Below are 14927 nucleotides of genomic sequence, written 5' to 3' on the forward strand. Positions count from 1 at the left end.
GGCGCGGCTCAGGGCTTCACCCGCACGATGCGGCCGTGTGCTTCCAGCACCAGATAGAGCAGCCCGTCCGGCCCCTCGCGCACGTCGCGCATGCGGCCGGCGTCGGGGAAGAGGCGTTCCTGCTCGGCGGGGCGGTTGTCGGCATCGAGCTTGACGCGTTCCAGGTGGCCGAACTTCAGCGAGCCGATGAAGAAGCTGTTCTGCCAGGCCGGGCCGTACTTGGCGCTCTTGAGCCGCACGAGGCCGGCGGGCGCGATGGACGGCACCCACTTCACGATGGGCTGCTCCATGCCGGCCTTGGCGGCGATGCCGTCGCCGATCTTGCCGCCGCCGTAGTTCTCGCCGTAGGTGATGACGGGCCAGCCGTAGTTGAGCTTGGGCGTGATGAGGTTGAGCTCGTCGCCTCCTTGCGGGCCATGCTCGTGTTCCCACAGCCGGCCTTGCGCGTCCAGCGTCAGGCCCTGCGAGTTGCGGTGGCCATAGCTCCAGATCTTCGGCAGGGCGCCGGGCGTGTTCACGAAGGGGTTGTCGGCCGGCACGCTGCCGTCCTTGCCCAGGCGCACGATCTTGCCGAGGTGGTTGTCCAGCGTTTGCGCGCTCTGCATGCCGCTGAAGCGCTCGCCCAGGCTCAGGAAGAGCTTGCCGTCCGGCGCCTCGGCGATGCGGCAGCCGAAGTGATGTTTGCTCTCGACCTTGGGCTTCTGGCTGAAGATGACCTTGACGTCGGTGAGGCGCTTGGCGTCTTCGCTGAGGCGCGCGCGCGCCAGGGCCGTGCTGTTGGTCTTGTTGGCACCCGGCTCGGCGTAGCAGAAGTAGATCGTGCGGTTGCGCGCGAAGTCGCTGTCCAGCTGCACGTCCAGCAGGCCGCCCTGGCCGACGGCGTCCACAGCCGGCACGCCCGCGATGGGGGCGCTGGGCTTGCCGCCGGGTTGGGCCGTGCGCATGGCGCCATCGCGTTCGGTGATGAGGAGCTGGCCGCCAGGCAGGAAGGCGACCGCCCAGGGGGTCTTGAGGCCTTCGACGACGGTTTCGAGTTCTGGGGCGGCCTGGGCGAGGGTGCAGCTCAGGGCCGCAACAAGGGGGACAAGGCGCTTGCTCATCGGCTCTGTGGGGCTGGAAGGAAAAGCACATCATCGCAGCGCCCCGCTCGCCTCGCTGCCCATGAATGGCATGCCCCGCCGGCACGCTGCTTGCCAGTCCTCCACTGTGAAGATGCAGCGCTATGCCAACCGCGAGGGTGACTCGGGCGTGGTGGCCTTTGCCACTGGCCCGGCGGGCATTGCCGTGCAGTTCATCAACGGCTCGATCTATGTCTACGACGTGGAGCACCCGGGGCGAAAGGCCGTATCGGACATGAAACGGCTGGCTCGCGCGGGCCGGGGCTTGTCGACCTACATCAGCCAGAACGTCCGCGACAACTACGCGAAGAAGCTGCGCTGAGCCGGGCTCACCGGCGGCGCATCACGACGAGCAGTCCGTCGACGGCTTCGTCGCTTTCCTTGCGGATGGCGCAACGTGTCGATGATTCGACGGTGAAGCCATGGGCGGCAGCCAGGCGCTGCAGATAGGGCAGCGAATGGGCGTAGCGCCGCTTGGTGCCGAGGGCGAAGTCACCGCTTTCGCAGGCCTCGACCGAGAAGGCGAACAACCCGCCCGCGCGCAGCGCGGCCGCGGTGGCGGCGAACACGGCTTCCAGGTCGCCGATGTAGACGAACACGTCGGCGGCAATGGCGATGTCGAAGCGCTGCGGCGGCCCCTGCAGCGCCGCGACGATGTCGCCCTGCACCAGTTCGTCATACAGGCCCAGCTCGCGCGCCTTGGCCAGCATCAGGCCGGACAGGTCCACGCCGGTCAGCCTTCGGCTCACCGGGCGCAGCAGCGGCCCGCACAGGCCGGTGCCGCAGCCGAGGTCGATGACCTCGCCACCGCTGGGTGGATCGGCGCGCTGCAGTTCCGCGACCAGCAACTCGGGTGTGCGGTAGCCGAGGGTCTTGACGAGGTGGTCGTCGAAGTTGTGGGCATACATGTCGAACAAGGCCTCGACATAGCCGGCGGGCGCCGTGGGCGGCGCGGGTTCGATGCCGAGAGCGGCCAGGGCATAGCGGATCTGGTCGACGTCCTTGCCCAAGGGCAGGGCCTGCTGGAAGGCTTCGATGGCTTGCGAGCGGCGGTGCAGGGTCAACAGGCATTCGGCGCGGCCGATCAGCGCCTCAGGGTAGCTGGGCTGCAGGGCCAGGGCGGCGTCGAAGCTGGCCAGCGCGTCGACGGGCCGCTCCAGCGCGCGCAGGCTGGTGCCGCGGTTGCGCAGCGCCTTGGCGTCTTCAGGACGCACCGCCAGTGCGCGCTCGAAGGCCTGCACGGCCTCCTGGTGGCGGCCCAGGCTGCCCAGGGTGTTGCCCAGGTTGTTCAGCGCCGGCGCGCTGCCGGGGCGCTGGGCCAGGGCACGGTGCAGCAGGTCCAGCGCCTCGTCGAAGCGGTCGGTCTGGCCGCAAATGACGCCCAGCAAGTGCAGCGCGTCGAAATGCCTCGGTGCCGTGCGCAGCACGCGGCGGTACAGCAGCTCGGCCTCGGTGAGTCGCCCTTGCTGGTGCAGGGCCAGGCCCTTATCGAAGTCGCTGGGCATCCGTCGTCCTTCAGTCATCCCACAAGCTGCTGACGAGGGTGAGGCCCACAGCGAACAGATCCACCGCCAGACCTGCGCCGGTGAGCCTGGCGTCGGCCGGCCAGACGTCGAGGCGCCCCGTGCGCGAGCGCTCGCGCGTCATCGCGACCAGGGCGTCTGCCACAGCGGTTGCGGGCGCAGCATGAGCGGATGGCGCCTTGGCGTAGTTCTGCAACGCCTTCTCCACGGCCTCCGGGTCCAGCAGCGACAGCGCCGAGCGGCAGTGCGAACAACTGTCTTCCTTGCGCAGGTCCACCGGCGCGCCGCAGTTGCTGCAATTGATGACGCCAACCTTTTTGGCGATGTCGGCGATCTCGGGCTTGGTGAGCTGGCGCACGAAGCCCTTCTCGATCATGAAGGACGAGAAGCTGCTGAAGCGGCCGTGGCGGTTGTCGCAGCGGTGGGTGATGTAGCGGCCGCTGCGGACGACGTCGAAGCCTTGTGCGAGGCCGCCGCGGCATTGCGGGCAGCGCAGCCGGCCGGCGAGCGGCGCATGCGGCGCGTCGCGGTGCCGGTGCATCTCCTTGAACATCGTGGCCACCGCGGCGGGCGCCAGCTTGAGGTTCTCCATGCTGTCGAACCAGATGCCCTGGCAGCCGAAGCAGAAGTCGATCTCCACCCGGCTGTCGTACTGGCCGGGCAGCTCATGCACCTGCATGGCGTCGTTGCAGGAGGGGCAGGGGCGGGACGAGGGCGTAGGCATCGTTGAAGTGAGTGGGATTGCCGCTGGCGCATTTTGGTGCCTGAGCTGGCGTCACTGACGCGGCCGCAGCGTGACTTGCAACCGAGGGATGTCGCCGTCTCGCTCGAACTGCTGCAATGCGCGCCTTTTGCTAGCCTCCCGGCCGACATCCATGTCCCAGCTTCGTCCGATCCGTCTCAGCGTCCTGCCGGCCGCGTTGTCCCTCACCCTGTTCGCGGGCGCCTGCGGCGCTGCGCCCATCCTCGAGGTCAATCCCGGCCTGTGGACGTCCGAAAGCGAGATCTGGATCAACGGCCAATCCATCAAGCCCGGGGTCCAGACGCTGCGGGCCAAGCTGCGCAGCCGCCTGACCGATGCGCAGAAGGCGGAGATGGACCGCCAGCAGGCCGCCGAGAAGCAGGCCTGCCTGAGCCCGCAGCAAGCGAAGATCGATCTGGCCGCCTATCTGGAGTCGGCCCTCAGCGGCAGCGGCCCCTGGAAATGCGAGCTGAACGCCACCAAGATGAACACCAGCGAGGCGACGGGCAAATACGTCTGCCGCACCGGCGGCGGCGGGCTGACGCAGGGCAGCTTCGCGGCCACCTATGGCCCGAGCAGCTACAGCATCGAACTCAAGGGTCGGGGTAATGCGGTCGATGGCCGCAACGGCAATGCGGTGGGCACCGAGGAGGTGGACCAGCGCATGCTGTCCACCGGGCGCTGGCTGGGCTCGTCCTGCTGACGAGCCTCAGCCGTCCAGCCTTTGCTGGAAMACCAGCCCCGCGTGCTCGCGCAGCGCGTGGAACTTGATCTTGGGCCAGTTGCTCTCGATGGCGCGCAGCTCGGGCGCGTACTCCACCAGCACCGTGGGCGCGTCGACCGCGTCATAGGCCATGCGGTGATCGTTGGCGTCGATGAAGCGCTTCAGCTCCGCCGGGTCGTCGCAGGTCACCCAGCGTGCCACCTGGAAGCGGCTCGGCATGATGCGGGCCTTGCAGCCGTATTCATGCTCCAGCCGGTGCGCGACGACTTCGAACTGCAGCTGGCCGACGGCGCCGAGCAACAGCACGCTGCCGGCAATGGGGCGAAACACCTGGATGGCGCCTTCTTCGCCAAGCTGCGTCAGGCCGGCACGCAACTGCTTGGTCTTCAATGGGTCAGCCACTTCGACGGCGCGGAACATTTCCGGCGCGAAGAAGGGCAGGCCGGTGTATTGCAGCGCCTCGCCTTCGGTGATGGTGTCGCCCAGCTGCAGCACGCCGTGGTTGGGGATGCCGATGATGTCGCCCGCAAAGGCCTCGTCGAGCAACTCGCGGCGCTGGCTCAGGAACGACACGACGGTGTTGGGCCGCAGCTCCTTGCCCGAGCGCACGACCTTGAGCCGCATGCCGCGCTCGAAGTGACCCGAGGCCACGCGCAGGAAGGCGATGCGGTCGCGGTGGGCCGGGTCCATATTGGCCTGGATCTTGAACACGACGCCCGTGAACTTGGGCTCCTCAGGCTGCACGGTACGCTGCATGGCCACGCGCGAATCGGGTGCCGGGGCCAGCTCGACGAGGGCGTCCAGCACCTCCTGCACGCCGAAGTTGTTGACGGCCGAGCCGAAGAACATCGGCGTCTGCTTGCCGGTCAGGAACTCCTCGCGGTTGAACGCGGGGGCCGCCTCGCGCACCAGTTCGATCTCGCCTTTGGCCTGGTCGTACTGCATGCCGAAGCGCTCGGCATAGGCGGGGTTGTCCAGGCCTTCCAGCACTTCCTCGGTGCCGGCGGCGCGGTCCTCGCCGGGAGCGAACACGCGCATGCGTTGCTGGCGCAGGTCCATCACGCCGTGGAATTGCTTGCCCATGCCGACCGGCCACGTGAACGGCACGACCGTCATGCCCAGTTCGGCCTCGATCTCGTCCATCAGCGCCAGCGGGTCTTTCACCTCGCGGTCCATCTTGTTGACGAAGGTCAGGATGGGTGTGTTGCGGGCGCGGCAGACCTGCAGCAGGCGGCGCGTCTGCGGCTCGACACCGTTGGCCGCGTCGATGACCATCAGCGCCGCGTCCACGGCCGTCAGTACGCGGTAGGTGTCTTCCGAGAAGTCCTGGTGGCCCGGGGTGTCCAGCAGGTTGATGACGCAGTCGCGGTATTCCATCTGCATGACGGAGGACGCTACCGAGATGCCGCGCTGCTTTTCGATCTCCATCCAGTCCGACGTCGCATGCCGCGTGGCCTTGCGCGCCTTCACCGAGCCGGCGATCTGGATGGCGCCGGAGAACAGCAGCAGCTTCTCCGTCAGCGTGGTCTTGCCGGCGTCGGGGTGGCTGATGATGGCGAAGGTGCGGCGGCGGCGGACTTCCGTCTCGATGCGGCTGGCGGTGGTTTCGGACATGGAGTTCTGGAAGCAGGCTAGCCCGGGATTATCCGTGGGCCTCTTGCTTGAGACCCTCCCCAGCTACATGCCCTTGAACCGCCCCCGGTGCGCACGGCTCACAGGCAGCGCCTGGGCCAGCCCGCGCAGGTGCACCCACAGCTCGCCGTCGTCGCGCCGCTCGATGCGCTCGATGGCCCGCGCGTTGACCACCGAACCGCGGTGGATCTGCCAGAAAAGTTGCGGGTCCAGCTCCTTTTGCAGCTCGCCCAGCGAGGTGCGCAGCAGCAGCTGTTCACCGCCCTGGCTCAGCGCCCGCGTGTGGCGCAGCTCCGAGCGCAGCGCGGCGAGGTGGTCCACGTCCAGCAGCTTCATCGTGTTGCCGGTCCAGGCCTGCAGGAAGCGCAGATCCGACCGCTGGGGTTGAGCCGCCTGCAGCCGCTGTACCGTGGCCGCCAGCCGGGCGGGCGTGACGGGCTTGTGCAGGTAGTCCACCGCCGCGCGCTCGAAGGCAGCCAGCGCGTGCTCGGCATGCGCCGTGACGAAGACCAGGCGGGTGGCCGGCGGCGCGAGCTGGGCCAGGCCGAGGCCGTCGATGCCGGGCATGCGGATGTCGAGGAAGGCGATGTCGGGGCGCAGCTCGTCCAGCAGTCGGCGCGCCTCGGTGCCGTTGCGGGCCTGGGCGACGATCTCCAGCTCGGGCCAGGCCTCTCCCAGCAATTGCTGCAGCTCTTCGAGCAGCTGGGGTTCGTCGTCGGCGATCAGCGCAGTCGTCATGGCATCGGCAGGATGAGCGTGGCCTCGGTCAGGCCGTCAGCGTTGGTGGCGAGGCTCAGGCCGGCGCGGTCGCCGTGCAGGGCTTGCAGGCGCTGGCGCAGGTTGACCAGGGCCAGGCCGTGGCCTGCGGTCGCGTCTGCCGTCAGCGCGCAACCGTTGTTGATGACCTTGAGCCGCAACTGCCCGTCGGCCCGTTCGGCTTGCAACAGCACCTGCCCGCCGCTCTCGCTGGGCTCGATACCGTGCTGGATGGCGTTCTCCACCAGCGGCTGCAGCATCAGCGGTGGCAGGGGCAGGTCGTGCAGCTCGGGGTCGACCTCGACGCGGTAGCTCAGCCGCTCGCCCAGCCGCAGTGCCATGATGGCCAGGTAGTGCTCGACGATCTGGCACTCCTGGCCCAGCGTCGAGTCCTCGGCCTGGCGAACCCGCTCCAGCGTGGTCTCCAGCAGGCCGCTGACGGCGTCCAGCAGCGGCAGCGCGCGCTCCGAGCCCTGGCGCACGAAGCTGCGCAGCGTGGCCAGCGTATTGAACAGGAAATGCGGCTCGATCTGCGCCTGCAGCATCTGCAGCTCGGCGCGCAACCGGGCGCGCTCCTGTTCCACGCGCTGCACGGCGCGTTGGCGGCGCAGGCCTTGCAGCAGCGGCAGGCCCAGCAGCAGGGCGCAGAAGCTGAAGTGCAGCCAGGCACGGGTGATGCGGTCATTGCCGCTCAGCAGCTCGCGCGTCAGGCCCTGCTCGGCGGACCAACCGGACATCGCGCCCAGCAGCAGGGCCAGGAACAGCAGGCCAGGCAAGGCGCCGTGGTGCTCGGGCCGCATCCGCCGGGCAACCAGGCCGCACAGGCCATCGGTGATGGCGTGGCCCAGCCACAAGCCCAGGGACAGCGCCCAGGCGCCGTGATCGCGCAACCAGGGCGCCGCCAGTGCAAACAGCGCGACGCCGGCCAGCAGCGGGCCGGGCCGTTGCCAGCCCAGCCTTTCCTCTCTCAGGGCCTGGGCCAGCTCGCCGCCCAGCGTGCGCGCGGTGCGGTTCAAGGCGGGGTCAGGTTGCCGGCCTGGCGCGGCAACACCTGGATGGGGCCCTGGCCGGTCGTCGGCGTGCTGGCGGGCACGACGTCCAGCTGGAACTGCGTGGCCTGCAACTGGCCGGTGCCTTCCAGCAGGAAGCCGAAGCTCAGCGTCGTTGCGTCGGCGGGAATGTCCAGTACGACCTGCGCGGTCTGCCAGCCGAAGCTGCCGCGCAGCGGCCGGTCGTTCATGTTGTCGAACGCGGTGCCGGGCCGCTGGCCGCTGTCGGCGCGCATCCACAGGCCGGCCCACGCAGCGATCTGGTCGCCGTGGACCTGGGCGGTCAGGCGCACACGCTTGCCGGCATAGTCGGCGCTGCCGATCTGCTGCATCAGTGTCGAGAAGCCCTCGGTGTCTGGCTTGCACTCGATGTTGAAGACCTTGGCGCTAGGCGCGCCGTTGGCCGGCACCACCGAGCCTTCGCAGGTCTTGGCGCTGCCGGTCTGCAGCCAACCCGAAGGCAGGCCTGTGGGCTTGGCAAGGGCCGTGGCGAGCACGCCCACCCCGATGGCGGCAACGATGGCTGAGGCTTTCATCAATCAATCTCCCGTGACGGACACGAATCGGTCCGCACGCAGACTAGGTGGGTGAGGCCCGACTCGCCGGGCAAAGGGGGCGAACGGTCGCCGGGCGCGCGGCAAGGCGTCAAAAGTCGACATCAACGGATACCGCTCGTCCGGAAAACATGGAGCACGGATTGCCGCTGAATTATCGTGGGCGGGTTTTGCAAGACGAGAGCACGATGGATAAACAGGTTGACATGAAGCGGGTGCAGGAGCTGGTGGCCGACCTGCGCGAGCCCAACCAGGCGCATTACTTCGCCGACCTGCTGCTTTGCGCCGCCGTGGGGTGGGTGGCCTTGGTCGTCGCCGTGCTGCCGGGGGCGCCGCTGCTGCGCACGCTCGCCTTCGTCGCGGCGGTGCTGCTGCTCTACCGCACGCTGGCCTTCATCCACGAGATCTTCCACCAGCAGGGCATGAAGGCTTTTCGCCTGACCTGGCATGCGGTCTCCGGCGTGCCGCTGCTCATCCCCTTCATGCTCTATCTGCCCATCCACCAGGGCCACCACAACAAGGCGACCTATGGCACCCGTGAGGACGGCGAGTACGACCAGTTCCAGGGTCGCGCCGGCCTGGCCAGCGCCAAGCTGTTTGCGCTGAACTTCGCGCTGCCGCTGGCGCTGTGGGTGCGCTTCGCCGTCCTGACGCCGTTGGCCGCCGTGCTGCCGCCCATCCGCGAAAAGATGATCCCGGAGTTCGTCCACATGGCCCTGCGTATGCCGTTTCGTGCGCCGGCCATCAAGGAAAGCGCCCGCGCCGAGGCGATGGCGGTCGAGTGGTGGTGCTGCGCCTGGGGCTGGGCGCTGGTGGCCATCGGCGTCTTTGCGGGCTGGGTGTGGGTGGCGGCCTGGGCGCTGCTCGTCGTGCTGATTGCGACGCTGAACACCATCCGCGCGATGGGCGGCACGCATCTCTACGTCGAGGAGCTTGAAGGCCGCGATGCGCGCGGCCAGTTGCTGGACTCGCTGAACGTCGACTCCAACGGCCCGATCTCGGTGCTGCTCTGCCCCGTGGGCCTGCGCTTCCACGCGCTGCACCACGTGGCGCCCTACCTGCCCTATCACGCGCTGCCGACGGCCAACCGCCGGCTGATGGAGCAGCTGCCGGCCGACTCTGAATACCACCAGGTGAGGGTGGGCTCCGTCGCCGAGGGCATCGGCCGACTGCGGCAGGCGACGCGGGCGGTCAGGCCTGCGGCAGGAAAGGTTTGACGACGCCGAGCAGGCGCTCCACGTAGGCTTCCTTCTCGCCGACCGGCGCTGCGTAATGCAACGCGCTGCGCGCGGCGTCCAGCCCGGCGCGCGAGGCCATGACCCACGCGGCCAGGTATTGCGAGGCCAGGCAGCCGCCGGCCGTGGCGATGGGGCCGCGGGCATGAAAGGGCTCCTCGACGACGCGCACGCCGGCCTCGACGACCCAGGGCTTGGTGGTCGAGTCGGTGCAGGCGGGCATGTCCGCCAGCAGCCCGAGGCGGGCCATCAGCAGCGTGCCCGAGCACTGGCCGCCGATGAGCTGGCGCACCGGGTCGAGCTGCAGCCGGTCCAGCAGCGCGCTGTCGTTGGCGATGGTGCGGGTGTGGATGCCGCTGCCAAACAGCACGACGTCGGCCTCGTTGGCGAACTCCAGCGGCTGCTGGGCCGTGACGACCACGCCGTTCATCGACGTCACCTGCGCGTTCGGGCTGGTGATGGCGGCCGACCAGCCCTGGGCATAGAGCCGGTTGATCAGGCCCAGCGCGATGAAGCTGTCGAGCTCGTTGAAGCCGTCGAATGTGAGGACGGCGACTTTCATCACTCCTCCAGCAGGCTCCGGAGCATCCATGCGGTTTGCTCGTGCACTGTCAGTCGCTGCGTCAGCAGGTCGGCGCTCGGCTCATCACTGGCCTTGTCGACCAGCGGGAACAGCGCGCGCGCCGTGCGGGCGACGGCCTCGTGGCCCTGCATCAGCACCTCGACCATCTTCATGGCCTTGGGCGGCGTGGCGGGCGCGTCGGGCAGGCCGCTGAGCTTGGCGAACTGGGCATAGCTGCCGGGCGCCGGGAAGCCCAGGGAGCGGATGCGCTCGGCGATGGGGTCGACCGCGTTCCACAGCTCGGTGTACTGGGCCATGAACATCGCATGCAGGCTGTTGAACATCGGGCCCGTGACGTTCCAGTGGAAGTTGTGCGTCGTCAGGTAGAGCGTGTAGGTCTCGGCCAGCAGCTTGGACAGGCCGGCGGCGACTGCGGCGCGGTCCTTCTCGCTGATGCCGATGCTGATGGACGGGGCGGCGGACTTCTTGGCCATGCGGGGGGGCTCCAAAACGGTACGGGGTGAGCCTAACGGATTCGGCCCACCCCGGGGTCAACGGGGTCGTGACGTCAGCTTGCGGGCCGAGCGCAGGGCCGCTCCCAAGCCGGCCCGCCTTGGGCGATGTGCTTGCGGCTCGATGCCGCGAACATCGCCGTCCCCGCGGGGGACCGGTCAGCCACGCTCGCGTTCAGCGATGCGGGGCTGGACGAGGGGCTCACTGGATGTCAAAGCGGTCCAGTTCCATGACCTTGGTCCAGGCGGCGACAAAGTCCTTGACGAACCTGGCCCTGCCGTCGGCGCTGGCATAGACCTCGGCATAGGCGCGCAGCACGGAGTTGCTGCCGAAGATGAGGTCGGCGCGCGTGCCGCTGTACTTGACGGCACCGCTCTTGCGGTCGCGGCCTTCGAAAATCTCGGCGCTGGCGTCCGTCGGCTTCCAGACCGTGCCCATGTCGAGCAGCTTGACGAAGAAGTCGTTGCTCAGCGTGCCGGGCTTGTCGGTGAACTGGCCGTGCTTGCTGCCATCGGTATTCGTGCCCAGCACGCGCAGGCCGCCCACCAGCGCGGTCAGCTCGGGCGCGGTCAGCGTCAGCAACTGGGCGCGGTCGATCAGCAGGGCTTCGGTGGATGCGCCCAGATTGCCCTTGCTGTAGTTGCGGAAGCCGTCGGCCAGGGGTTCGAGCACGGCGAAGGATTCGACATCGGTCTGGGCCTGGGTGGCATCAACGCGGCCGGGCGTGAAGGGCACCTCCACCGTCGCACCGGCGGCCTGGGCGGCCTGCTCGATGCCGACGACGCCGGCCAGCACGATGACGTCGGCGAGGGACGCCTTGCCGGAGGCCCGCTGGATCTCCATCAGCTTGGGCAGGGCCTGGATGGCCGGCTTGTTGACGGCCCAATCCGTCTGCGGTGCCAGCGCCAGGCGGGCGCCGTTGGCGCCGCCGCGCTTGTCGCCACCGCGGAAGGTCGAGGCCGAGGCCCAGGCGACGGCGACGAGGTCAGCGACGGACAGGCCCGAGGCGGCGATCCTGGCTTTCAGGTCGGCGATGTCGCCGGGGGTGGGGTGATGGCTGGGCGCGGGCAGCGGGTCCTGCCAGATCAGGTCTTCCTTGGGCACCTCGGGGCCGAGGTAGCGCGCCTTGGGGCCCATGTCGCGGTGGGTCAGCTTGAACCAGGCGCGGGCGAAGGCGTTGGCGAAGGCCTGCGGGTCGTCGCGGAAGCGCTGGGAGATCTTGCCGAACTCGGGGTCGAAGCGCAGCGTCAGGTCGGTCGTCAGCATGGTGGGCTTGTGGAACTTGCCCGGGACGTGAGCGTCGGGGATGTCCTCGGGCGCGTTCTTGGCCACCCATTGCTTGGCGCCGGCCGGCGAGGTGGTGGCCTCCCATTCGAACTTGAACAGGTTGTCGAAGAAGTGGTTGCTCCACTGCGCGGGGGTCTGGGTCCAGGTGACTTCCAGGCCGCTGGAGATGGTGTCCTTGCCATGGCCGCCGCCGAAGCCGCTGGTCCAGCCCAGGCCCTGGGACTCGATGCCGGCACCCTCGGGCTCAAGGCCCTTGTGGTGCTCGGGTGCCGCGCCATGGGCCTTGCCGAAGGTGTGGCCGCCGGCGATCAGCGCGACGGTCTCCTCGTCGTCCATGGCCATGCGGCCGAAGGTGGCGCGGATGTCCTTGGCCGCGGCCAGGTAGTCGCCGCTGGCGTTGGGGCCCTCGGGGTTCACATAGATCAGGCCCATGTGGGTCGCGCCGACGCTGGCGACGAGGTTGCGGTCGCCCTCGAAGCGCTTGTCATCGGCCAGCCACTTGGTCTCGGCGCCCCAGGCCACGTCCATGTCGGGTTCCCAGACGTCCTCGCGGCCGCCGGCGAAGCCCAGCGTGCGAAAGCCCATGGACTCCAGCGCCACATTGCCGGCCAGGATGAAGAGGTCGGCCCAGGAGATGGCCTGGCCGTACTTCTGCTTGATGGGCCAGAGCAGGCGGCGGCTCTTGTCGATGTTGACGTTGTCGGGCCAGGAGTTCAGCGGCGCGAAGCGCTGCTGGCCACGCCCGCCGCCGCCGCGGCCGTCGGTGGTGCGGTAGGTGCCGGCCGCGTGCCAGGCCATGCGGATCATCTGCGGGCCGTAGTGGCCGAAGTCGGCCGGCCACCAGTCCTGGCTGGCGGTCATCAGCTTGACGAGGTCGGCCTTGAGCGCCGGGTAGTCGAGCTTGGCGAAGGCCTCGGCGTAGTTGAACCCGTCGCCGAGCGGGTCGGACTTGCTCGAATGCTGGTTCAGCAGGTCGACGCGCAGCTGGTTGGGCCACCAGTCCCGGTTCGTCGTGCCGCTGCCGGCGGCGTGGTGGAAGGGGCACTTGCCTTCGCTCTTGGAGGTCGGGTCGCTCATGTCAGCTCCTGGTGTCTGGGGGGAGACCGAAGCTTAATGATGACTATTGAGTTTTGGATTTGAATAGAACTAATCTACCAATAGCCAAAATCATCATCAAGCGCCGCGCGGGCGGCGCCCGATGTTGCACCGTCTCGCCCTAAACGCCCAGCCGCGCCAGCTCGCTCTCCACCAGCGCCAGCCACACGCGCAGGCGCTGGCGCTCCAGCAGGCCGAGCTTGGCGCCCTCGCCGCTGGACGCGGTTCGGGCCGACCAGAAGCTCGCGTCCGCCGCGTCGATCTTGCGCAGCACGGCGTCCTGCAGATGCTTGAGCGGCATGGTGCGGGCGCCCAGCCCTTCAGCGCGGGCGAGCTGGCCAGAGCGCTCCAGCTGCGAGAAGTCGTCGCCGCGCAGCTGGTTGAGCACCAGCACATAGCGCAGCCGGTCGCCGAAGCGGTCGAGCAGACGGGCCAGCAGGTCCACCGAGTCGCGCCCGGCGTCCATCACATGCCAATAGTGCACAGCCACGCCGGCCTCGGCCGCCAGCTCCAGCACACCGGACTCATCCATCCAGCGCGCCAGCGGCTCGTGCGTCTGCGCGGCCAGGTCCACCAGCACGCGCCGGCCCGGCTCGGCCAGCGCGCTTTCGACGATGGCGTCCAGCGCCTCGAAGTTGTCCACCAGCGCCGGTGAGGCGTAGTCGGCATAAAAGCGCAGCAGCGCGCCGTGGGAGCGGTCGGTGTCGAAGCCGGTGAAGGGGATGCCGCGGTCGATCATGTATTGCGCCAGCAGGCGCGACAGCAGCGACTTGCCGACGCCGCCCTTTTCACCGCCAACGAAATGGATGGCGCCGGCCGTGGTGTCAGCGGGAAGGGTGCTCATGGTGAAGGCGGATGTGAAGATGATGCGCAGTAGAACATTGTGCGGCGCAGCATGGCTGTATCAGGCCGTCACTGCGACAGCCGGGTGACCCCGTCCAGCTGGCAGGCGTAGATGGCATTGCGCAGCGCCGCAATGGCCTCGTAGCGCGTGAAGCTGCGCCGCCAGGCGAGCACGACGCGTCGCGTCGGAATGGGCTCACTGAACGGCACGAAGCGCAGGTGCCGGCTCGGCTCACGCGGCATGCTGAGACTGGGCACGACCGTCACGCCCATGCCTGAGGCCACCATGTGCTTGATCGTCTCCAGCGACGAGCCCTCGAAGCTGCGCCGTATGCCCTCGGCATCGCTGGAGAAGCGCGCGAACTCGGGGCAGACCTCCAACACATGGTCGCGAAAGCAGTGGCCGGTGCCCAGCAGCAGCATGGTCTCGCGCTTGAGTTCCTCGGCGCTGATGGTCTCGCGCGTGGCCAGCGGGTGCACGGCCGGCAGCGCGACGACAAAGGGCTCGTCGTAGAGCTGGGCAGTGGCGAGGCCCGCCTCGGGGAAGGGCTCGGCCATGATGGCGCAGTCSAGCTCGCCGGTGCGCAGCATCTCSAGCAGCTTSACMGTGAAGTTCTCCTGCAGCATCAGYGGCATCTGTGGGTAGAGCTCGATGGTGTGCTTGACCAGCTCGGGCAGCAGATAGGGGCCGATGGTGTAGATGATCCCGAGGCGCAGTGCACCGGCCAGCGGGTCCTTGCCGCGCTTGGCGATCTCCTTGATGGCGCCGGCCTGGTCCAGCACCGACTGCGCCTGCCGCACGATCTCGTCACCGAGCAGCGTGACCGACACCTCGTTGCCGCCGCGCTCGAAGATCTTCAGGTCCAGCTCTTCTTCCAGTTTCTTGATGGCCACCGACAGCGTCGGCTGCGACACGTGGCAGGCCTCGGCCGCGCGGCCGAAATGCCGCTCGCGGGCGACGGCGACGATGTAGCGCAACTCTGTGAGGGTCATACAGGCCTTGCCCCGGCAGCTGACCGCTCGCCATTGTTCGAAATGCTTGTCACATCAAAACCTCATGTCTTTGTCGGCGCTCACCACTCCGATCCGAAGCGCTGCATGGCCGCTGGTCTGGCGCTTCGAGCCGCTGGGGGTGTTGCTCCGCCTCGTGGGCACAAGCCCACATTCGTCGTCGCGCCTACCCAGCGGCCCGCCTCGCCAGCCCCTCGGCCATGCTCAGCCACCGGAGCAAGGCCCGAACGCTACACTGCGGCCGCCTCGGGGGTGGTCCCAGGGTTTTCACTGAGAGGTGGCC

Annotated in this window: 15 protein-coding genes; 3 read left to right on the top strand and 12 right to left on the bottom strand. The window is 68.6% G+C overall.

Annotated elements, in window-relative coordinates; translation table 11 throughout:
* Positions 1-8: 8 nt before the first annotated feature.
* Positions 9-1100, bottom strand: coding sequence for a PQQ-dependent sugar dehydrogenase (locus ACXJKM_RS10315; protein WP_457352135.1), 1092 nt, complete (start codon positions 1098-1100; stop codon positions 9-11).
* Positions 1101-1212: 112 nt separating this feature from the next.
* On the opposite strand from ACXJKM_RS10315, the gene ACXJKM_RS10320 reads away from it, so the two are divergent.
* Positions 1213-1440, top strand: coding sequence for a hypothetical protein (locus ACXJKM_RS10320; protein ID WP_457352136.1), 228 nt, complete (start codon positions 1213-1215; stop codon positions 1438-1440).
* A 7-nt stretch (positions 1441-1447) separates the two neighbouring features.
* Here the strand turns inward: ACXJKM_RS10320 and ACXJKM_RS10325 are convergent, their stop codons facing one another.
* On the bottom strand, positions 1448-2641 hold the full coding sequence (locus ACXJKM_RS10325) for a tetratricopeptide repeat protein (protein ID WP_457352138.1): 1194 nt from the start codon (positions 2639-2641) through the stop codon (positions 1448-1450).
* Positions 2634-3365 carry a zf-TFIIB domain-containing protein gene (locus ACXJKM_RS10330; protein WP_457352140.1) on the bottom strand — a complete coding sequence of 244 codons (732 nt, stop codon included), beginning with the start codon at positions 3363-3365 and terminating at the stop codon, positions 2634-2636. Before ACXJKM_RS10330 ends, ACXJKM_RS10325 begins: the two co-directional genes overlap by 8 nt.
* Before the next feature lie 151 nt (positions 3366-3516).
* Here ACXJKM_RS10330 and ACXJKM_RS10335 point away from each other — a divergent pair, with 151 nt between their 5' ends.
* Positions 3517-4086, top strand: a complete 570-nt coding sequence (locus ACXJKM_RS10335; RefSeq protein ID WP_457352142.1) for a DUF3617 domain-containing protein — start codon at positions 3517-3519, stop codon at positions 4084-4086.
* A gap of 6 nt (positions 4087-4092) precedes the next feature.
* Here ACXJKM_RS10335 and ACXJKM_RS10340 read toward each other — a convergent pair whose 3' ends face one another.
* The 4 genes from ACXJKM_RS10340 to ACXJKM_RS10355 form a co-directional block, all read right to left on the bottom strand.
* Positions 4093-5721 carry a peptide chain release factor 3 gene (locus ACXJKM_RS10340; protein ID WP_457321253.1) on the bottom strand — a complete coding sequence of 543 codons (1629 nt, stop codon included), beginning with the start codon at positions 5719-5721 and terminating at the stop codon, positions 4093-4095.
* A 63-nt stretch (positions 5722-5784) separates the two neighbouring features.
* Complete coding sequence (locus tag ACXJKM_RS10345; RefSeq protein WP_056200869.1) at positions 5785-6477, bottom strand: LytR/AlgR family response regulator transcription factor; 693 nt, start codon at positions 6475-6477, stop codon at positions 5785-5787.
* Positions 6474-7511 (bottom strand): sensor histidine kinase, encoded by a 1038-nt coding sequence (locus ACXJKM_RS10350; RefSeq protein ID WP_056200865.1) that lies wholly within the window; start codon positions 7509-7511, stop codon positions 6474-6476. The genes ACXJKM_RS10345 and ACXJKM_RS10350 overlap by 4 nt, the downstream gene beginning before the upstream one ends.
* On the bottom strand, positions 7508-8080 hold the full coding sequence (locus ACXJKM_RS10355; RefSeq protein WP_056200862.1) for a hypothetical protein: 573 nt from the start codon (positions 8078-8080) through the stop codon (positions 7508-7510). Before ACXJKM_RS10355 ends, ACXJKM_RS10350 begins: the two co-directional genes overlap by 4 nt.
* Before the next feature lie 206 nt (positions 8081-8286).
* Between ACXJKM_RS10355 and ACXJKM_RS10360 the strand changes: the two genes are divergently transcribed.
* Entirely contained in the window at positions 8287-9315 is a 1029-nt protein-coding gene (locus ACXJKM_RS10360) for a fatty acid desaturase family protein (protein WP_162247827.1), read from the top strand.
* Here ACXJKM_RS10360 and ACXJKM_RS10365 read toward each other — a convergent pair.
* From ACXJKM_RS10365 to ACXJKM_RS10385, 5 genes are all read right to left on the bottom strand, one after another.
* Positions 9290-9895, bottom strand: a complete 606-nt coding sequence (locus tag ACXJKM_RS10365; protein WP_457352144.1) for an AraC family transcriptional regulator — start codon at positions 9893-9895, stop codon at positions 9290-9292. The two genes, ACXJKM_RS10360 and ACXJKM_RS10365, sit on opposite strands and share 26 nt — an antisense overlap.
* Positions 9895-10389, bottom strand: coding sequence for a Dps family protein (locus ACXJKM_RS10370; RefSeq protein WP_056200854.1), 495 nt, complete (start codon positions 10387-10389; stop codon positions 9895-9897). The genes ACXJKM_RS10365 and ACXJKM_RS10370 overlap by 1 nt, the downstream gene beginning before the upstream one ends.
* A 220-nt stretch (positions 10390-10609) precedes the next feature.
* Complete coding sequence (gene katG / locus ACXJKM_RS10375) at positions 10610-12772, bottom strand: catalase/peroxidase HPI (protein WP_457352146.1); 2163 nt, start codon at positions 12770-12772, stop codon at positions 10610-10612.
* A 139-nt stretch (positions 12773-12911) separates the two neighbouring features.
* Positions 12912-13634, bottom strand: coding sequence for a mobilization protein (locus ACXJKM_RS10380; protein WP_457352148.1), 723 nt, complete (start codon positions 13632-13634; stop codon positions 12912-12914).
* 68 nt (positions 13635-13702) lie between these two features.
* The gene (locus tag ACXJKM_RS10385; protein WP_457352150.1) at positions 13703-14626 is read right to left on the bottom strand and encodes a hydrogen peroxide-inducible genes activator; all 924 of its coding nucleotides are present in this window, start codon (positions 14624-14626) and stop codon (positions 13703-13705) included.
* Positions 14627-14927: the final 301 nt, after the last annotated feature.

The sequence above is a fragment of the Roseateles sp. P5_D6 genome (assembly GCF_054049415.1).

Excerpts from the sequence above, each read along its gene's own strand:
- ACXJKM_RS10315 (WP_457352135.1), bottom strand. The coding sequence starts at position 1,100 with ATGAGCAAGCGCCTTGTCCCCCTTGTTGCGGCCCTGAGCTGCACCCTC.
- ACXJKM_RS10320 (WP_457352136.1), top strand. The coding sequence starts at position 1,213 with ATGCAGCGCTATGCCAACCGCGAGGGTGACTCGGGCGTGGTGGCCTTT.
- ACXJKM_RS10325 (WP_457352138.1), bottom strand. The coding sequence starts at position 2,641 with ATGACTGAAGGACGACGGATGCCCAGCGACTTCGATAAGGGCCTGGCC.
- ACXJKM_RS10330 (WP_457352140.1), bottom strand. The coding sequence starts at position 3,365 with ATGCCTACGCCCTCGTCCCGCCCCTGCCCCTCCTGCAACGACGCCATG.
- ACXJKM_RS10335 (WP_457352142.1), top strand. The coding sequence starts at position 3,517 with ATGTCCCAGCTTCGTCCGATCCGTCTCAGCGTCCTGCCGGCCGCGTTG.
- ACXJKM_RS10345 (WP_056200869.1), bottom strand. The coding sequence starts at position 6,477 with ATGACGACTGCGCTGATCGCCGACGACGAACCCCAGCTGCTCGAAGAG.
- ACXJKM_RS10355 (WP_056200862.1), bottom strand. The coding sequence starts at position 8,080 with ATGAAAGCCTCAGCCATCGTTGCCGCCATCGGGGTGGGCGTGCTCGCC.
- ACXJKM_RS10360 (WP_162247827.1), top strand. The coding sequence starts at position 8,287 with ATGGATAAACAGGTTGACATGAAGCGGGTGCAGGAGCTGGTGGCCGAC.
- ACXJKM_RS10365 (WP_457352144.1), bottom strand. The coding sequence starts at position 9,895 with ATGAAAGTCGCCGTCCTCACATTCGACGGCTTCAACGAGCTCGACAGC.
- ACXJKM_RS10370 (WP_056200854.1), bottom strand. The coding sequence starts at position 10,389 with ATGGCCAAGAAGTCCGCCGCCCCGTCCATCAGCATCGGCATCAGCGAG.
- katG (WP_457352146.1), bottom strand. The coding sequence starts at position 12,772 with ATGAGCGACCCGACCTCCAAGAGCGAAGGCAAGTGCCCCTTCCACCAC.
- ACXJKM_RS10380 (WP_457352148.1), bottom strand. The coding sequence starts at position 13,634 with ATGAGCACCCTTCCCGCTGACACCACGGCCGGCGCCATCCATTTCGTT.